Here is a 15,279-nt window from a genome sequence, read left to right as displayed (position 1 = left end):
TGTCAAGGACTGGAAGCACAACTTTTTAAAATAATAAACTGCCCTTCCTATGTAAATAGCGAAGGGCAGCTTTCACAATCCTTTTAACATTTCTGTGTTAATGCATGAAAAGCCTGAGCTAGTTTGGATATGCCAGACGCGATCTCATCCATTGAGGGACGAGCAAAGCATAATCTTAGATGTCCTGGCTCAGAACCAAATACGGTTCCTGGCATAAATACAACCCCTCGTTTTATCGCTTCCTCCAATAACTTCTGATCGTCAAGCTTGTCCTGGATGGTGCACCATAAATTTAGACCTCCACGAGCCGGTGTAAAGCTGATTTGATCAGGCAATTCTTGCTGAAGGGATCGAATCATGACATGCTGCTTCAGAGAAAGGGAGTCTCTTAGGAAGTGTATATGTTGATCAAACAAATCCGATCCCAGAAATTTATTAGCAAGCCACTGTGGGACAATGCTTAGGCCAAAGTCCATTTGCTGGCGAGCATCCGCTAATCGTTGTACGACAGCCTGAGGAGCTACCAACCAACCGATCCGTAATCCTGAAGCTGCAACCTTGGATAAGGAGCCGACATAGAGTACAGAACCGTGAGTATCGATGGATTTCAACGTATCAGGAGGACAATGATCAAAGGAAGTAAGGCTGAAAGGATCATCTTCTACGATGGGTATACCGAGTTCTGCAGCGATCTTTAGCAAGGCCTCTCTTTTAGATGCATGAAGGATCGTCCCAGTCGGGTTCTGATAGTTCGGATTCAAGAAAATCATGCGAATGCGATGTTGGCGGTACAAATTCATAATGTCTTCGGGTTCGATGCCATCTTCTTTTACGGGTAAGCGAAAAATACGGAGCCCGGCAGATTGGAACATGGACAAAGAATAGTAATAAGACGGGTCTTCAATGGCAACCGCATCCCCAGGAGCTAACAAACATTGCATAATCAAATACAGAGACTGCTGTGAGCCGGAGGTGATAAGGATGGAAGCTTCTGTCGCTCGAATACGTAATCTTTCCTCCAGAAAACCTACAAGAGTCTCTCTAAGCGGCAAATACCCACTAGGATCGTCATATCCTAAGTAGGCTTCGAAAGGAATGTCCCTCATTAATTGCTTAATCGCTTCATTGGGGAATAAGTCAGCAGATAACTCGCCACTAGCAAAGTCAATGATTGATTCTCGTTCACGTAGAACCTCACGGACTCGGCGAATATATGGAAGATTAGGGGCAAAAGTGCCACCTTCGACATATTGACGCCAATTAGGTGTTAAATTGGGCCTAATACCCCAAATATGGTTGCTGACCATGGTACCGCTTCCGCTGATACTTTCGACTATTCCTCTTGCACGTAATTCCTCATAGGCCTGTACAACGGTGCTTCGGTTTACTTCCAGTCGTTCGGCTAGCTTACGTTCAGAAGGCAAGAAACTTCCTGGCGGATATTCGCCATATATAATACTCCTCTCCATCTCATCTGAGATCTGTTGATAGAGAGGTTTTTTACTCGTTCGGTCAGGTTTGCGCATGAATACCACCATCTTTGAGAAATATCAATTTAATCCATAGTATAATACAGTTCATGAATTCGTTGTTGAACTCTCAAATAGAATATATGACAAACTCGCTAATCTTTTAATAATAGTGGGGATAAAAAGTGCAAGAATGAAGAAAGGTTCTGGTTATTATTCGCGTGATAATTGAAAAATATTCCATGGAATTCGCAGTGTAGTAACCGAACTATTCCAACAAATTGTCATTGAGATACATATTTGAAATAAGATATGGCCCGCTTTAAACCCTTAACGAGAGCATCAATATCTTCTTCCGTATTGTAAAGATAAAAACTCGCACGAGCTGTGGATGAAACGTTAAGCCATCTCATCAAAGGTTGGCAGCAGTGATGGCCCGCTCGAATGGCAATTCCTTCTGAATCCAGAACGGTTGCGAGATCATGGGGATGTACGTCTGACACATTAAAGGTGACTAAGCCGCTTCTTAGTTCGGGCTTCCTCGGGCCATAGATCGAAATTTCTTCAATTAATGAAAGCTGCTCTAATGCATAGTTGACCAGATGATTCTCATGCTGACGAATATTAGGTAACCCGATTTGTTGCAGGAAATCGATTGCGGCACCAAGCCCGATAGCGCCTGCAATGTTCGGCGTTCCTCCTTCAAACTTCCAAGGAAGCTCCTTCCAGGTGGATTCGTATAAGTCCACGTGATCGATCATTTCTCCGCCATATTCATAAGGCGTCATTTGTTCCAAGAGGGCTTTCTTGCCATACAGAACACCGATGCCGGTTGGGCCAGCCATCTTATGACCGGAAATAGCCATAAAATCACAATCCAAATCTTGAACATCCAGCTGAAGATGTGGTGCGCTTTGAGCCGCATCAACGCAAATAACCGCCCCGTGACGGTGGGCAATTGCAGCAATCTGTTTCACAGGATGAATAGTTCCCATCACGTTGGAAACATGGGTTATGGATACGAACTTGGTTTTCGAAGTGATAGCTTCCTCGACATCTTCTAAGCGAATGGTGCCATCAGGTTGGATGGGAATATAGCGAAGCGTTGCCCCTGTTTTATTAGCTGCCTGCTGCCAAGGGATGAGATTGCTGTGATGCTCCATTAAGGTGATCAAGATTTCATCGCCCTCTTTAAGAAACTCTCTCACATAACATTGAGCGACTAGATTTAATGAAGCGGTTGTTCCGCGAGTGAACACGATCTCGGCCGACTCCCTGGCATGGATAAACGATTTGACTTTATCTCTGGCATTCTCATAGGCATCTGTAGCTAATGAACCTAACGTGTGTGCACCGCGATGAACGTTGGAGTTGTAATTCGTATAATAATCCCGTAGCGCTTCAATGACAGCATAGGGCTTCTGTGATGTGGCCGAACTATCTAAATAGACCAGAGGATGTCCATTAACTTGCTGCTTTAAAATCGGAAATTGGTCTCTTATTTCTTGGATATTCATGGTGAAAACACTTCCCTTCAAAAGAATGACTATAGAATGACATGGTTTGATCTATAATACAAATACTATTAATATTATATAATCATAATAATTTGATTATATATCTGGGGGGCTTATGAATACTAAACACTTGTCCTTGTTCTTGCAGGTTATTAAAAAGGGGAGTATTACTCAAGTTGCAAAGGATACCTATGTGAGCCAACCTGCGATTTCCATGCAGCTTAAGCGTTTGGAGCAGGAAGTAGGAGTTCCCCTGTTTACGGTTGTTGGCCGGGATATCGCTGTGACGGATGCAGGACTTACTCTGATGGAGTATGCAGAGACCATGCTGTCCTTGGAAGGGCAGATTTATCGGGCAATGGAGGAATATCGGCTAGGGAATCGAGGCAAAATCATTGTAGCTGCCTCCCAAGTAGTCGCCGCTTATTTGCTACCGAAAATCATGTATTCGTTTACTGAAACATATTCCGATATCACAGTAGAACTGCAAACAAGAACGGATGAGGAAATTGAGAGATTAGTCAGAATGGGCAGCATTGATATCGGAATGACACTGCAGCCGCCAGACGATCATTTTTCATTTCGAGTTACGCCATTTGCTCAGGAGCGATTGATAGGTATTCAACCTTCGTTGTCATTCCATAGCCGAAAGTTGATTGTTCCTCGAGATGTTGTATCCTTACCCATAAACGATAAATGGGATATGGAGATCATGCCTCTCGATTCCACCGAAACGGTTAAACAATTTGTCATGCAGGGGATGGGGTATGGAGTGATCTTGGAATCAGCAGCTAGTTTAGAGCTATCTTATGGGAAGCTGCTGCCTTGGACAACGTTCACACCAATACCTGTGGTAGCGAGTGTTATTACAAGGCCTGCCGAGCGTCTGTCCAAGAGTGTTTGGTATTTCTTGAATCATCTAAGGAGTGGAGAGGACTGATGAGATGGGAAAGAATGGCGGGATTGGTTGGGAAAGAAATCTCGAAATTGGGTGGTTACATACCAATGAGGCTAAGCTACTATTATGTAAATAAGTAGTTACCTTTTCATAGGAAAAAACAATAGGATAGATTGGGGAGTATATGTCAGCTCTGAATACACAAAACCTATCGACCGGCGTTATGTCTGCTTTGATGGCCTGCACGGGTGGCGCCATCATGATCATAAATAGTGCTGAAACAGCGGGGTTTAGCCGGTCGCAGCTGATTTCCTGGTTGTTCTGTGTCTACTGCTTAGGCGGTATTCTAAATTTGGTATTGACATGGAAATACAAGATCCCTTTTGCCGGGGCACACTCGATCACGGCTGTTGCTTTTCTAAGCACAGTTGTCGATCAATTTACGCTGAATGAATTGGCAGCCGGTTTCATTATGGCGGGGGGACTTATCGCTATATTTGGCTTTACAGGATTATTCAGTAAAGCGTTGGATTACATCCCAAAGCCTTTTATTGATGCTATGCTAGCCGGGTTGGTCCTTCAATATGTGGTGAATATCATTCCGGCGTTAAAGGATTCACCTCTTATTGGCGGAATGGCCATTTTAGGTTTTTTTATCGCCCCCAAAATTTCAAAATCAATCCCTCCGTTACTAGGGGTCATACTTTTTGGCGTCTTAGGACTTTTCATCGGATATGATTTTCCGGCAGTACCGGAGGCTGCTGAATTTGCCTTACCTCAAATCATTATTCCTTCCTTTACCGTTCACAGTTTCTTCTCGATTGCGATTCCGATTGCCGTTCTGATTCTGACAAACGATATTGCAGTGGCTTTAGCTGCTTTGAAGAAAAACGACTTTCAGCCTCCAGTTAACCAGACGCTTGTACTTTCAGGGGTTGGCACGCTTATCGCCGGTTTTTTTGGAGGCCATGCCGTGAACATTGGGGGGATGATGACCGCGCTCTGCAGCAGTAAGGAAGCGGGTCCGAAAGAAAATCGGTTAGGTGCGGCACTAGTTTCCGGAGGATTAGTCACTTTATTCGGTTTATTTGCATGGAAAGTCATTGTGATTATTGAAATGCTGCCTTCCGCTTTTATTACGATGTTATCAGGATTTGCTCTCATAGCTGTATTGTTAAATAGCATGCAAGCTGCGTTCTCGGAGTCGTCATATCGATACTCGACCTTGTTTGCTTTTCTAATCGCGATTTCAAACGTCTCATTTATTGGGGTATCCTCTCCTGTATGGTCTTTGTTGGTAGGGATCATTTCAGCACAAATTTTCGGTGAAGGAAAGTTCAACAAGAGAACAGAACGGGGAGAGCAGACTTAGCGATTCGAAAGTAACCGTAAAACTGATCGAACAGCAGCTGTTCTATAAAGAAGCAGCTGCCATGACCAAAAAGTGGTATGACGAGGGTAAAACTAATCGGGACGCGATGATAATCTGTGGAATGCGCTGTTGCTATCTTCCTAAAGATCCTGATTTCAAAATTCTCTTCTCTTTATAAAGCACGTTCATTATAATAACTAGCGCAACCATCACCAATGTGATCGGTATGATAAAAATAGTTGGTGATATACCTCGGATCAATACGGGCAGTAAGTAGCCGATGAGTGATGCTGTTTGGGAGATAAAAAGGTACAAACTGGCCCCAAAGCCTGTGTGGTTGATAAACATGCGCTGAACGTAACCCATTGCTACACCATATAAAATAGAGATGGATAAAGAATAGACAGGCTGGACCGTAAAAAACAGCGCTAAAGGAGAAGACAGTGTATACACGATATAAGTGACGAGCGCACATATGCCGCCTAATACCATGATGGGTTTGCTCCCGAACTTGGCCGCCCAATAACCTGTCAAGGTCATGAATAACAGTTCAAAAACGGCCTGACCGCTCCACAGGTACGACATGAGATCTGGCCTTCCGAACCTTTCGTTGAAAACTAATGGTAAATACAATCCGCGGATGGCGTCAGCACATAAAAGCATCAAGAGCGCTATCAACATGGCCAAAGAGAACGGTTCACCAGCCTTGATGGCTGCGGTTTCAGCCGCTCCTTTAATTTCGTTATAAAATAACAGAAGCAAGAAGAGACCCGTAAATCCTGCGACATTACCCCAGAGTACTCCTCGGAATCCTGTAATCAGATACAGATTAGCGCCGAACAGCAGGCCCATAAAAAAACCAACGCTATACCCAGCACGAAGCCAAAGCATCGCTATTTCCATAATGGATTCGGCTTGTTTCTTGAAATGATTGCGGGCCATAGCAAAAAGTTGTCCCATGATCAATCCAGATGGGCCCACGGCAATCGACATGCCAGTCAGAGCCTCTATATAATTGTCAGCATGCATGTAGATGATGAGCCCGCTTGTGCAAATTACAGCAGCAATCATCGGAATTGGTTTTTTTCCCTTGATCCTGTCACTGACAATGCCGACGGATAAAGTAATGACCATGTTCAGAAATAATGAGATAGAGAAAATGGACGCGATCTCGCCTTTTGATAAACCTAGATGATCCTTCAAATATACCGCATTCATGGGAGCTAGTATGCCAGTTCCGATTCCGTAAATAACGATAGCCATCAGAAGGTATCCGGCTCCCTTAATACGCAGAAATAACTTGATATCTGATTTCAATTGCATGATCTACGTCCTTTCATTGTTAAGGTTATATGTTTATTTATCAAGATGCTGCTCTCTAAATTGAGAGGGGGAGGAGCCATGAAATTCCGAAAAGGTTTTGATGAAATGACTACTGCTGTAATAACCCAGTTGGTTAGCTATTTCTTGAATTTTCATGTTCGTCTTTTCTATCAATATCTCCTTGGCTTTATGCATACGAATCTGGGTAATGTACTTCGAAAACGTGACACCAACTCGTTTGCTGAAGAGTGTACTCAAATAATTAGGCGTAATATTGAATTGGGTCGCTAGTTGATGGATGCCGATATCATCCATATAATGCTGCTCAATATGGCGAATGACATGATTAATCAAATCCTGATTGGCCAAGTCTTTATTAGCTGAAGTAGGTAACAACTTCTCGCCGAGTTCCCTGAGTTTTTCTATCCATATTTTCGACTGACTGTTAGGGTCAAAAGCTCTTTTGATGGTCGTATTAAAGAATTCACAGATGGCGTGAATGGTTTTGATCTGATGCAGGGGAATAGAAGTTAATTGTCGCTCCAGGGTGTCTATTTCTTTCTTATAGAATAAGTATTCATTGCTTTGATAATAGCGGACGATCCTTTCAGCAGTTCGGCTAATTTCAACGATAGGCTGATCGTTATTTTGATAGAAATCCAAATCTTTCTTTAACCATACGCCACTATGAGGTAAGACGGCCCTTAGCGGAGCTGCGTTTTGAAGACTTGAAATTTGCCCCATACATGTTTCCAAGTCATCACTAATATCACTTTGCAAAGCAGTTAATGAAAAATAGTCGGTTTTATATTCGATCATCTTGGATTTAATAAAATGGACTAACTCTGAGCGTATACTCATCATAATTGAACGATGCGAAGGATTCCAGGCTGTTATAATCGCATAATCGCCATTGCGTAGCGTAATTTTGGCATACCTGATATCTTTATGATTCATCGTTTTTTTCATATGGGTTTGTATCTCTTTCAACCATGTTTGTATCAGCTGTAGCTTTAAAGATTCAGATAAGGAACTGTCTATACAAATAAGGGTGCCGGAAAACTGATGAGATTGGAATCCTGATAAATCCTGTAATGTTCTGTTGCCCCATACGAAAGAAGAAATTAAAAACTCGAATTCATCATTACCTTTTACCAAATCATGATTATAATCCTCTGAAATCTCCTCTACACACGCTGACAATGATTGTGGGTCAACTGGTTTTAACAGGTAGTTTTTAACGCCTAGTCGAATGGCCTCTTGCGCGTATTTGAAGTCGGATGAACCTGACGAAATGACCCATCTAGTTTGGGGGGACAGCTCTTTCGCTACTCTAATTGCCTCAAGACCATCTATCTTTGGCATACGGATGTCTACGAAAGCGAGCTGAGGCTGATGCAATTGAGACATTTCAATCAATTCTTCGCCATTGCTTGCTTCTCCAACAATATCGAGAGGCATGTCTAGCTCCATCAGCATATTTTTAATTGTCGTTCTAACCCAAGTCTCATCATCGGCAATGATAATTCTCATAAATGTGCTCCTTCTAGTGGAATAGTAATATGAACGGTTGTCCCCACTCCAGGTCTACTCTGAATCATGAAACTAGCATCAGGATAAAGCATTTCTAATCTTGCTTTTACGTTAGAGATTCCAATATGTTGCTTGGTTGATTGAAAGTCACTCATTTCGAATCCGACCCCAGTATCACGTACTTTAATTTGGATGAATTCCTTATCTTCATGGACATAAATAAGAGCCTTAGCTTCAACAAGACCTGGTTTTTCGCTAGGTTCAATGCCATGAATGATCGCATTCTCCACAATCGGTTGAATTAAAAGCTTAGGAATTTGAAAAGAACCTACAAGTTTCTCGTAACCGATATCAATTTGCAGTTTCTCGTTGAACCGGAGTTTTTGAAGCAAGGCATATCCCTGCAAAATTTGAAACTCTTGTTCAATTGTCGTGGTTTGATTATTGGCAAGAATATAGCGGAGCATACCGCTCAAGGCAAATATGGCATCTTCAAGTTTTCGCTTTTCACCTAGTTGATTCAAACCAATAAATCCTGTCAATACATTGTAAAGAAAATGAGGTTGAATTTGTGATTGAAGGGCTTGATATTCAGCTTCTTTTAAGGAAAGGGCCGTTTTATATTCGCGGTTAATCATATCATTCAATTGAGAAATCATCTTGTTTAAGGATTGTCCAAGCTGTGAAATCTCATCCTTTCCGATAGAGGTAAAACGTGCTTGTAAGTTTCCTGTCCGGACTTCTTTCATGACGCCATTCATTTGTTTAAATGGTGTTACGATCCATCTGGTTAAATACATAAAAAGAATGAAAGTGACCAAGATACCACCGGCCGAGACAATGATAGCAACAGTGGAAATCCATTGTATTTTAGAATTCATTTCTGACTCAGAAAGAAGCACGACAATATTCCAATTCGCAGATTTTAGGTTTTTGGAAAGGGTTACGTATTTTTGGTCACCGATTGTAATCTTGCTGCTTTTGTTAGAGAGTTGAGTCACCAAAGTGTCAGGCACTTCTTTATTGGAATAAAGCAGTTGATTGTCCTCATCCATAATCACAATCATAGAATTCATACTAAATGAAATATCTTCCGTTATTTTGCTCAGTGCCCCATAATCTGCATCTGCTATGATAACAGCAATAGGTTCTTTGGAATCGGGATCTTTGATCATACGAGCTACTGAGAATACGCGAGTGTTATTCGTTCCGGATAAGTAGTCTTGTTTATGGGATCCTACAAAAGCTGCATTACCATTGGCTAGAAGTGCCTTCTGGAACCAATTTTGCTCCTGAAAGGGAAAGTCCTGCACAAGATTATTCGCATCAAACCTACTACTCAAATATCCTTTTCCATCTTTGGTCACAATAACTGTGTTTAGGATCTCTTTTCTTGTATTGATCAAATAACTGGGCAAGGCCCCATTAAGAGCACGATAAGTTCTTAGTTTGGTATAATCGTCTAAGCTCGAATTGGACTGGTATGCGGTAATTTTGAGAGCTTGTATAAGTTCATCGTTATAATAAGGTAATAAGGTCAGACGATCCAAGTCATCCAAATATGTTTCTAAGTTTCTGGATAAGGAATTCATGGCGCCGGAGGTTACATGCTGCGTTTCTTCACTAATCAAGCTTTTGAAATAATAAGGTAGAATTATCGCTAGAGTAAGAAAAGGCAAAATAATGGTTGCCGTAAAAATAATCATTAATTTATTGCGAAGAGATAGGCTGATTGTCATGAAAGCGCCTCCTATGAGACAAGCATATAGTTAGGGGGCTGACGTGTCAATCCATGTTGAACTGTGTAGAAAATCGCAATCAGAGTGTAGATATCCATCATTGAAAACGGTTTTACTCATGTTAGGATATGAATGTAAGCAGTTACAAAACATATCTGAGGGGGAAGACAAAGATGAAAAGTGTAAAATGGCAAGCCACATTGTGCATATTAATCGCAACTACAGGAATTTTGTCCGCTTGTGGCTCAAACAAACAGGCAGCCGATATCAAACCTGCTGCTACAACGGAAACAAAGCAAGAGGATAAGAAGGATTCAGCTAAGCCAGTAACGATTAGTGTAGCAACAAACGTGGTTGGTGAACAAGCCAAAGTCCTTCAAACCATCGCTGATAATTTTACGAAAGAGAATCCAACCATCAAGGTTGAATTCAGTGCTCCAGGTAAAGATTACGAAAACATGATGAAAGTAAAAATGGCAAGTAATGATCTACCGGATGTTTTCTCTACACATGGTTGGGCCAAAATCAGATATGGACAGTATTTGGCTGATTTGAAAGATCAAGCTTGGGTAGGAGCTCTGGATGATGCTATTAAACCTGCTGTAACTGACGACAAAGGTAAAGTATACGTTTTGCCAATGGATCAAGATAAATCAGGAATTGCTTACAATGTGGATGTATTAGAAAAATACAACATTGCAGTTCCTAAAACGTATGATCAAATGATGCAAGCGGCAGAAACAATTAAAACCAAAAGTGGTGGTACAGTAGCGCCTTTCCATATGGGTGGTTCAGATAACTGGCCAGTGGGACAGTATTTTGACTATTTTGCTACTCCGCTTTATGCAAGTGCCGCTACAAACAATTCTGCCCAGCTGCTAGATGGTACTTTTGATTGGAATAACTGGGATAAATTCGCCAATATGTTTGCTGATCTATACAAAAAAGGTTACTTAAACAAAGATGTCTTAACGGCTAAGTACAATGATGATGCGAAAGCATTAGCAGAAGGAAAAACGGCCTTTCTTTTCTACGGAGCTTATGTGATTGAAGAAGCAAAGAAAGTGAATCCAAAGTTGAATGCTGGTTTCATGCCAATTCCATCTATCGTTGAAGGTGACAGCCCTACCTTTGTCGGCGGGGAAAAAACAACATGGGGAGTCTCCAAAGATTCCAAAAACATAGAAGCAGCCAAAAAGTTTGTCGCTTACTACGCAAAACCTGAGAATGCTCAATTGGTGGCTGTTTCCAATGCGTTGCCTTCAGGAATCAAAGGTGCCAAAGTGGATGCCGGCGATTTAAGCAAATACTATGAGCAGTATAAAGATGTGCGTGTACTTCCATATTTTGACCGTGTATTTTTACCGAATGGCATGTGGGATGTTATGTGTAAAAATGGTCAAGATATCATTGCTGGCGGAATTACAGCTAAGCAATTCTCTGAAAATATGAAAAAAGAATACACTCGTTTAAGAGCAACAGTTACAAAGTAAAGATAAATAGATGGAAATAGAATAGCCCCTACGTGCATTTATGTTTATGGGCTATTCTTGTTCCGCCTCGCAATGGTTTAGGAAGGAGAGAGAAAAATTGAATACTGTAGATACGAAAGCGATACAAAATAAAAATCGCGTAGAAATACATAAATCTAGTTGGATTAAGAAGCTGCTTTTGTCTCCAAATGCGTTAAACATCATGTACTTACCTGCTTTGCTTTTGTTTGGTTTATTTATTTTTTATCCATTGGTCAAAGGAATTAGAATCTCTTTTACGGATTGGGATGGCTACTCACCAACGTTTAACTGGATAGGTTGGGATAAATATACCCAGATGTTCACGGATAAAAAAATATTCATAACGATGAAGAATACGCTTATATATGGGCTTGGAAGCACACTGTTTCAAAACCTGTTAGGGCTTGCATACGCCTTGTTCCTGGATCAGAAAATACGTGGAAAAGGTTTGGTCAGAACCATTGTTTATCTGCCAGTTATTATTAGTCCGTTGATTATGGGTTACATTTGGTATTTCTTTTTTCAATATGATGGTGGAGCGATTAACGATATTAGGATCCTGTTTCATCAAGCTCCCACCGATTGGCTCGCTAATGGCCCTGTGGCTGTAGGGATTATTACTTTTGTTAACACCTATCAGTTTATGGGAGTAGCGATGATTATTTACTTGGCAGGCTTGCAATCGATACCCAAAGATTACTATGAAGCTGCTTCAATCGATGGCGCCAGATGGTTTGCACGTTTCCAAAATGTAACCTTACCGTTATTGATGCCGTCGATTACGATTAATGTTGTCGTCAATATCATTGGTGGTTTGAAGCTATTTGACGTTATTGTGGCGCTGACCAACGGGGGGCCTGGCTATGCGTCTCAATCATTATCTACGATGATGTACAACTTGTACTTTGCACGACAAGACGCCGGATATGCAGCTGCTCTGGGTAATGTGATGTTTATACTCATTGGTATTGTCAGCTTGACCTTATTGAGAATGCTACGTAAAAAGGAAGTGAGCATGTGAGTAAGAACATTTTGAAGTATTTCATCATCGGGCTCATCTCGATTGTTCATATTGTTCCTTTTTATATTTTAATAAACTTATCATTTAAGGGTGCAAGCGATGTAAGTTCCAAGTGGCTTCCAGCTACTTCATTAAGTCTTAGTAACTTTGTGGACGTTTGGAAGCAAGCGCACTTAGGCAAAGCGATTCTGAACAATATAATCATCACAGCTATCGTTCTTGTGCTAGTTATTCTAATTGGTTCGATTGCTTCCTATCCGCTGGCTAGACATAGAACCAAATGGAACAATTTTATTTACACCGTCTGCATATCATGCTTAATTATCCCTGCACTTACGATTCTAGTACCTCTGTATAAATTGATTGTGGATATTGGAGGTATTAATACGTACTGGGCGATCTCGTTAGCACAAGTAACGTTTGCTCTTCCAATGACCATTTTTCTCTACACTGGCTTTATAAGCACAATTCCAAAGGAATTGGATGAAGCAGGCGTCATTGACGGTTGCAATCAGTACGCTATTTTCTTTCGTCTTATTTTGCCATTATTAAAACCCATCACTGCGACTATTGTTATATTAATTGGTGTCCAAGTTTGGAATGATTATCAATTCTCTTTATTTTTTCTGCAAAAAAGAGAGTTTCAAACGGTTCCCGTTGTTCTATCCATGTTTATTTCACAGTTCCAAAGTAATATTAATTGGGTAGCAGCTGGATGTTTGATGGGGATGTTGCCAATTACAGTCGTTTATCTGTTTCTTCAAAAGTTTTTTGTAAAAGGTATGGCGGATGGAGCCATTAAAGGATAGGTGCTTGTGCTAGATATATACATGGAGGAAGAACATGCAGGAAAACAAACAAAGATGGACCCTTGGTTCTAACCGCATTCATTGGGATGTATTACAAGACAGTAAACTGCTTCACGAAGATCATTTGGAAATGAGCGGAAAAAAAGTCTCTATGATTGTCCGTTATGGAATTAACCAAGAGGGGAAATTAATATTATCACGCAAAGTTGTATGGCCTACTCTTCGGACAATTCCAAATGATACACATGCGAGCATGATGCATGATTTTGAACTTGAGATGATGCCGATTATTCAGATTAATGGGAAAAAGAGTGAAAATGAACGGCCCCGTCTATTTCAATTTAACGGTCTGCTCCACATTTATAGCGTGGAAGAAAATGGGATATTTATAGAAAGAACGATATTTCCATCTACAGATACGAAGAGTGCTTTAGAGAAGATCGTGTTGACGAATACATCCAATCAATTTGTTTCTATAGAAGTCATTTCTAGACGTGCAAAAACAACTGTAAAAGGGGTGTCTGGCATCTACCTCATAGATGTCACGCATGATGCACATGGTGAACGAACTCTTGGACCTAATGAGTCGTTACAATTTGGTGTTCGAATACATGCCAAACATTTGAAAGAGCCAGATGAGGAGATCAATGTCACAGAAGAACAGATGAAGAGATGCTTATTTGTAGATGAATTAAAAGAATCTTTACATTTGGAAACTCCGAATCCTGATCTCAATCGCATGTTTGAGTTTGCCAAATTAAGAACAGCAGAAAGTATTTTTGAAACAAAGGGTGGTCTCATGCATAGTCCGGGCGGGGGGCATTACTACGCAGGTATTTGGACCAATGACCAGATTGAATATGCCGGACCGCTATTTCCTTATTTAGGGAATGAACTTGGTAATGAGGCAACACTCAATGCTCTGCGTCTATATACATCGTTCATGGGACCTGATTATCAACCGATTCCTAGCTCTATCATTGCGGAAGGTGTTGATATTTGGGAGGGAGCAGGAGACCGGGGAGACGCAGCCATGTATGCGTATGGTGCATCGCTCTTTGCACTAGCGACAGGCAATCAAGAAATAGCGAAGGAATTATGGCCAGCTATCGAGTGGTGTCTTAATTATTGTGAGCGTCAAAAAAATAGTGAGGGTGTAATCGCATCGGATTCTGACGAGCTAGAAGGAAGGTTCCCAAGTGGTTCAGCCAATCTATCTACTTCTTGTTTGACCTATGCAGCGTATTTACATGCTGCGGATTTAGCCCGAGCGCTAGGAAAAAGTGAATATGCGGAACTATATAAGGTCTCAGCCGGGGAGCTTTATGAAGCGATCGAGGAATTCTTTGGTGCTACTGTTGAAGGATTCGACACGTATCGGTATTACGATGGAAACGACATTTTGCGATCATGGATCTGTATTCCTCTGACGATGGGAATTGAGAAACGTAAAGTGGAAACCATTAAAGCACTGCTTTCCCCAAGGCTGTGGTCAGAAGACGGTTTGGCTACTCAAGCGGGAGACACTACATTCTGGGATCGCTCTACACTCTACGGGTTACGGGGTATGTTTGCTGCAGGAGAAACAGAAATTGCTATAGCCTATTTGGAATCCTATTCGAGTCGAAGACTCTTGGGTGAGCATGTGCCTTATGCAGTTGAAGCTTATCCTGAAGGGAATCAGCGTCATCTTTCAGCTGAAAGTGCTTTGTATTGCCGTGTAATTACGGAAGGTTTATTCGGTATTAAGCCAACTGGATTAAACAGCTTTGCTTGTGTGCCTAGATTGCCAGAAGGCTGGGATGAGATGGCTCTTCGATCGATCAAAGCTTTTGGTCGAGAATTTGATTTGGTCGTGAAAAGTCAAAGTACGCATATTGAACTTATTGTTTCCAGTGAGAAAGGCAACATGCATTTTGAGGGAGTTAGAGGTACAGCGTTCGAAGTGCAGTGGTGTGAATTTTGAATACGTTACTCTATCAAAATGAAATAACTGACATGATTTTTTGATGAATGGTGCAACTTCCGATTGGGTCAATGTAGACGATGTAGCCGACAGTTTTGATCTGTCGGCTTTTTTTAAA

Annotated in this window: 11 protein-coding genes; 6 read left to right on the top strand and 5 right to left on the bottom strand. The window is 41.4% G+C overall.

Going from position 1 to position 15,279, the window contains the following annotated elements; all coding sequences use genetic code 11:
• Nucleotides 1-83 precede the first annotated feature (83 nt).
• Nucleotides 84-1,526: a MocR-like pyridoxine biosynthesis transcription factor PdxR gene (gene pdxR, locus GC102_RS13200; RefSeq protein ID WP_171689940.1), complete on the bottom strand. Its 1,443-nt coding sequence runs from the start codon at nt 1,524-1,526 to the stop codon at nt 84-86.
• Between the two features lie 227 nt (nt 1,527-1,753).
• Nucleotides 1,754-2,986 carry a cysteine desulfurase gene (locus tag GC102_RS13195; RefSeq protein ID WP_171689939.1) on the bottom strand — a complete coding sequence of 411 codons (1,233 nt, stop codon included), beginning with the start codon at nt 2,984-2,986 and terminating at the stop codon, nt 1,754-1,756.
• 115 nt (nt 2,987-3,101) lie between these two features.
• Between GC102_RS13195 and GC102_RS13190 the strand changes: the two genes are divergently transcribed.
• Both GC102_RS13190 and GC102_RS13185 read left to right on the top strand, forming a co-directional pair.
• Nucleotides 3,102-3,926, top strand: a complete 825-nt coding sequence (locus tag GC102_RS13190; protein WP_171643211.1) for a LysR family transcriptional regulator — start codon at nt 3,102-3,104, stop codon at nt 3,924-3,926.
• Nucleotides 3,927-4,068: 142 nt separating this feature from the next.
• Nucleotides 4,069-5,256 (top strand): benzoate/H(+) symporter BenE family transporter, encoded by a 1,188-nt coding sequence (locus tag GC102_RS13185; RefSeq protein WP_171643210.1) that lies wholly within the window; start codon nt 4,069-4,071, stop codon nt 5,254-5,256.
• Between the two features lie 132 nt (nt 5,257-5,388).
• Here the strand turns inward: GC102_RS13185 and GC102_RS13180 are convergent, their stop codons facing one another.
• From GC102_RS13180 to GC102_RS13170, 3 genes are read right to left on the bottom strand one after another with little or no spacing between them, the layout of a single operon-like run.
• A complete protein-coding gene (locus GC102_RS13180) occupies nt 5,389-6,579 on the bottom strand; it encodes an MFS transporter (RefSeq protein WP_171643209.1) in 1,191 nt (396 codons plus the stop codon).
• A 33-nt stretch (nt 6,580-6,612) separates the two neighbouring features.
• A complete protein-coding gene (locus tag GC102_RS13175) occupies nt 6,613-8,112 on the bottom strand; it encodes a helix-turn-helix domain-containing protein (RefSeq protein ID WP_171643208.1) in 1,500 nt (499 codons plus the stop codon).
• Complete coding sequence (locus GC102_RS13170; RefSeq protein ID WP_171643207.1) at nt 8,109-9,851, bottom strand: cache domain-containing sensor histidine kinase; 1,743 nt, start codon at nt 9,849-9,851, stop codon at nt 8,109-8,111. Before GC102_RS13170 ends, GC102_RS13175 begins: the two co-directional genes overlap by 4 nt.
• A gap of 173 nt (nt 9,852-10,024) precedes the next feature.
• Between GC102_RS13170 and GC102_RS13165 the strand changes: the two genes are divergently transcribed.
• The 4 genes from GC102_RS13165 to GC102_RS13150 all read left to right on the top strand — a co-directional run bounded on the left by GC102_RS13165 (nt 10,025) and on the right by GC102_RS13150 (nt 15,161).
• Complete coding sequence (locus GC102_RS13165; protein ID WP_171643206.1) at nt 10,025-11,344, top strand: ABC transporter substrate-binding protein; 1,320 nt, start codon at nt 10,025-10,027, stop codon at nt 11,342-11,344.
• Between the two features lie 202 nt (nt 11,345-11,546).
• Complete coding sequence (locus tag GC102_RS13160) at nt 11,547-12,386, top strand: carbohydrate ABC transporter permease (RefSeq protein WP_246320903.1); 840 nt, start codon at nt 11,547-11,549, stop codon at nt 12,384-12,386.
• Nucleotides 12,383-13,195, top strand: coding sequence for a carbohydrate ABC transporter permease (locus GC102_RS13155; RefSeq protein ID WP_171643204.1), 813 nt, complete (start codon nt 12,383-12,385; stop codon nt 13,193-13,195). Before GC102_RS13160 ends, GC102_RS13155 begins: the two co-directional genes overlap by 4 nt.
• 34 nt (nt 13,196-13,229) lie before the next feature.
• Nucleotides 13,230-15,161, top strand: a complete 1,932-nt coding sequence (locus GC102_RS13150) for a glucosidase family protein (protein ID WP_171689938.1) — start codon at nt 13,230-13,232, stop codon at nt 15,159-15,161.
• Nucleotides 15,162-15,279: the final 118 nt, after the last annotated feature.

The sequence above is a fragment of the Paenibacillus germinis genome (assembly GCF_013141785.1).
In the GTDB taxonomy this organism is placed as follows: Bacteria; Bacillota; Bacilli; order Paenibacillales; family NBRC-103111; genus Paenibacillus_E; species Paenibacillus_E phytorum.
This window is presented reverse-complemented; position numbering and strand designations above follow the sequence as displayed.

Coding starts and splice junctions, on each gene's coding strand:
- GC102_RS13180 (WP_171643209.1), bottom strand. CDS start 6,579: ATGCAATTGAAATCAGATATCAAGTTATTTCTGCGTATTAAGGGAGCC.
- GC102_RS13195 (WP_171689939.1), bottom strand. CDS start 2,986: ATGAATATCCAAGAAATAAGAGACCAATTTCCGATTTTAAAGCAGCAA.
- GC102_RS13175 (WP_171643208.1), bottom strand. CDS start 8,112: ATGAGAATTATCATTGCCGATGATGAGACTTGGGTTAGAACGACAATT.
- GC102_RS13150 (WP_171689938.1), top strand. CDS start 13,230: ATGCAGGAAAACAAACAAAGATGGACCCTTGGTTCTAACCGCATTCAT.
- GC102_RS13190 (WP_171643211.1), top strand. CDS start 3,102: ATGAATACTAAACACTTGTCCTTGTTCTTGCAGGTTATTAAAAAGGGG.
- GC102_RS13170 (WP_171643207.1), bottom strand. CDS start 9,851: ATGACAATCAGCCTATCTCTTCGCAATAAATTAATGATTATTTTTACG.
- GC102_RS13160 (WP_246320903.1), top strand. CDS start 11,547: ATGTACTTACCTGCTTTGCTTTTGTTTGGTTTATTTATTTTTTATCCA.
- pdxR (WP_171689940.1), bottom strand. CDS start 1,526: ATGCGCAAACCTGACCGAACGAGTAAAAAACCTCTCTATCAACAGATC.
- GC102_RS13165 (WP_171643206.1), top strand. CDS start 10,025: ATGAAAAGTGTAAAATGGCAAGCCACATTGTGCATATTAATCGCAACT.
- GC102_RS13185 (WP_171643210.1), top strand. CDS start 4,069: ATGTCAGCTCTGAATACACAAAACCTATCGACCGGCGTTATGTCTGCT.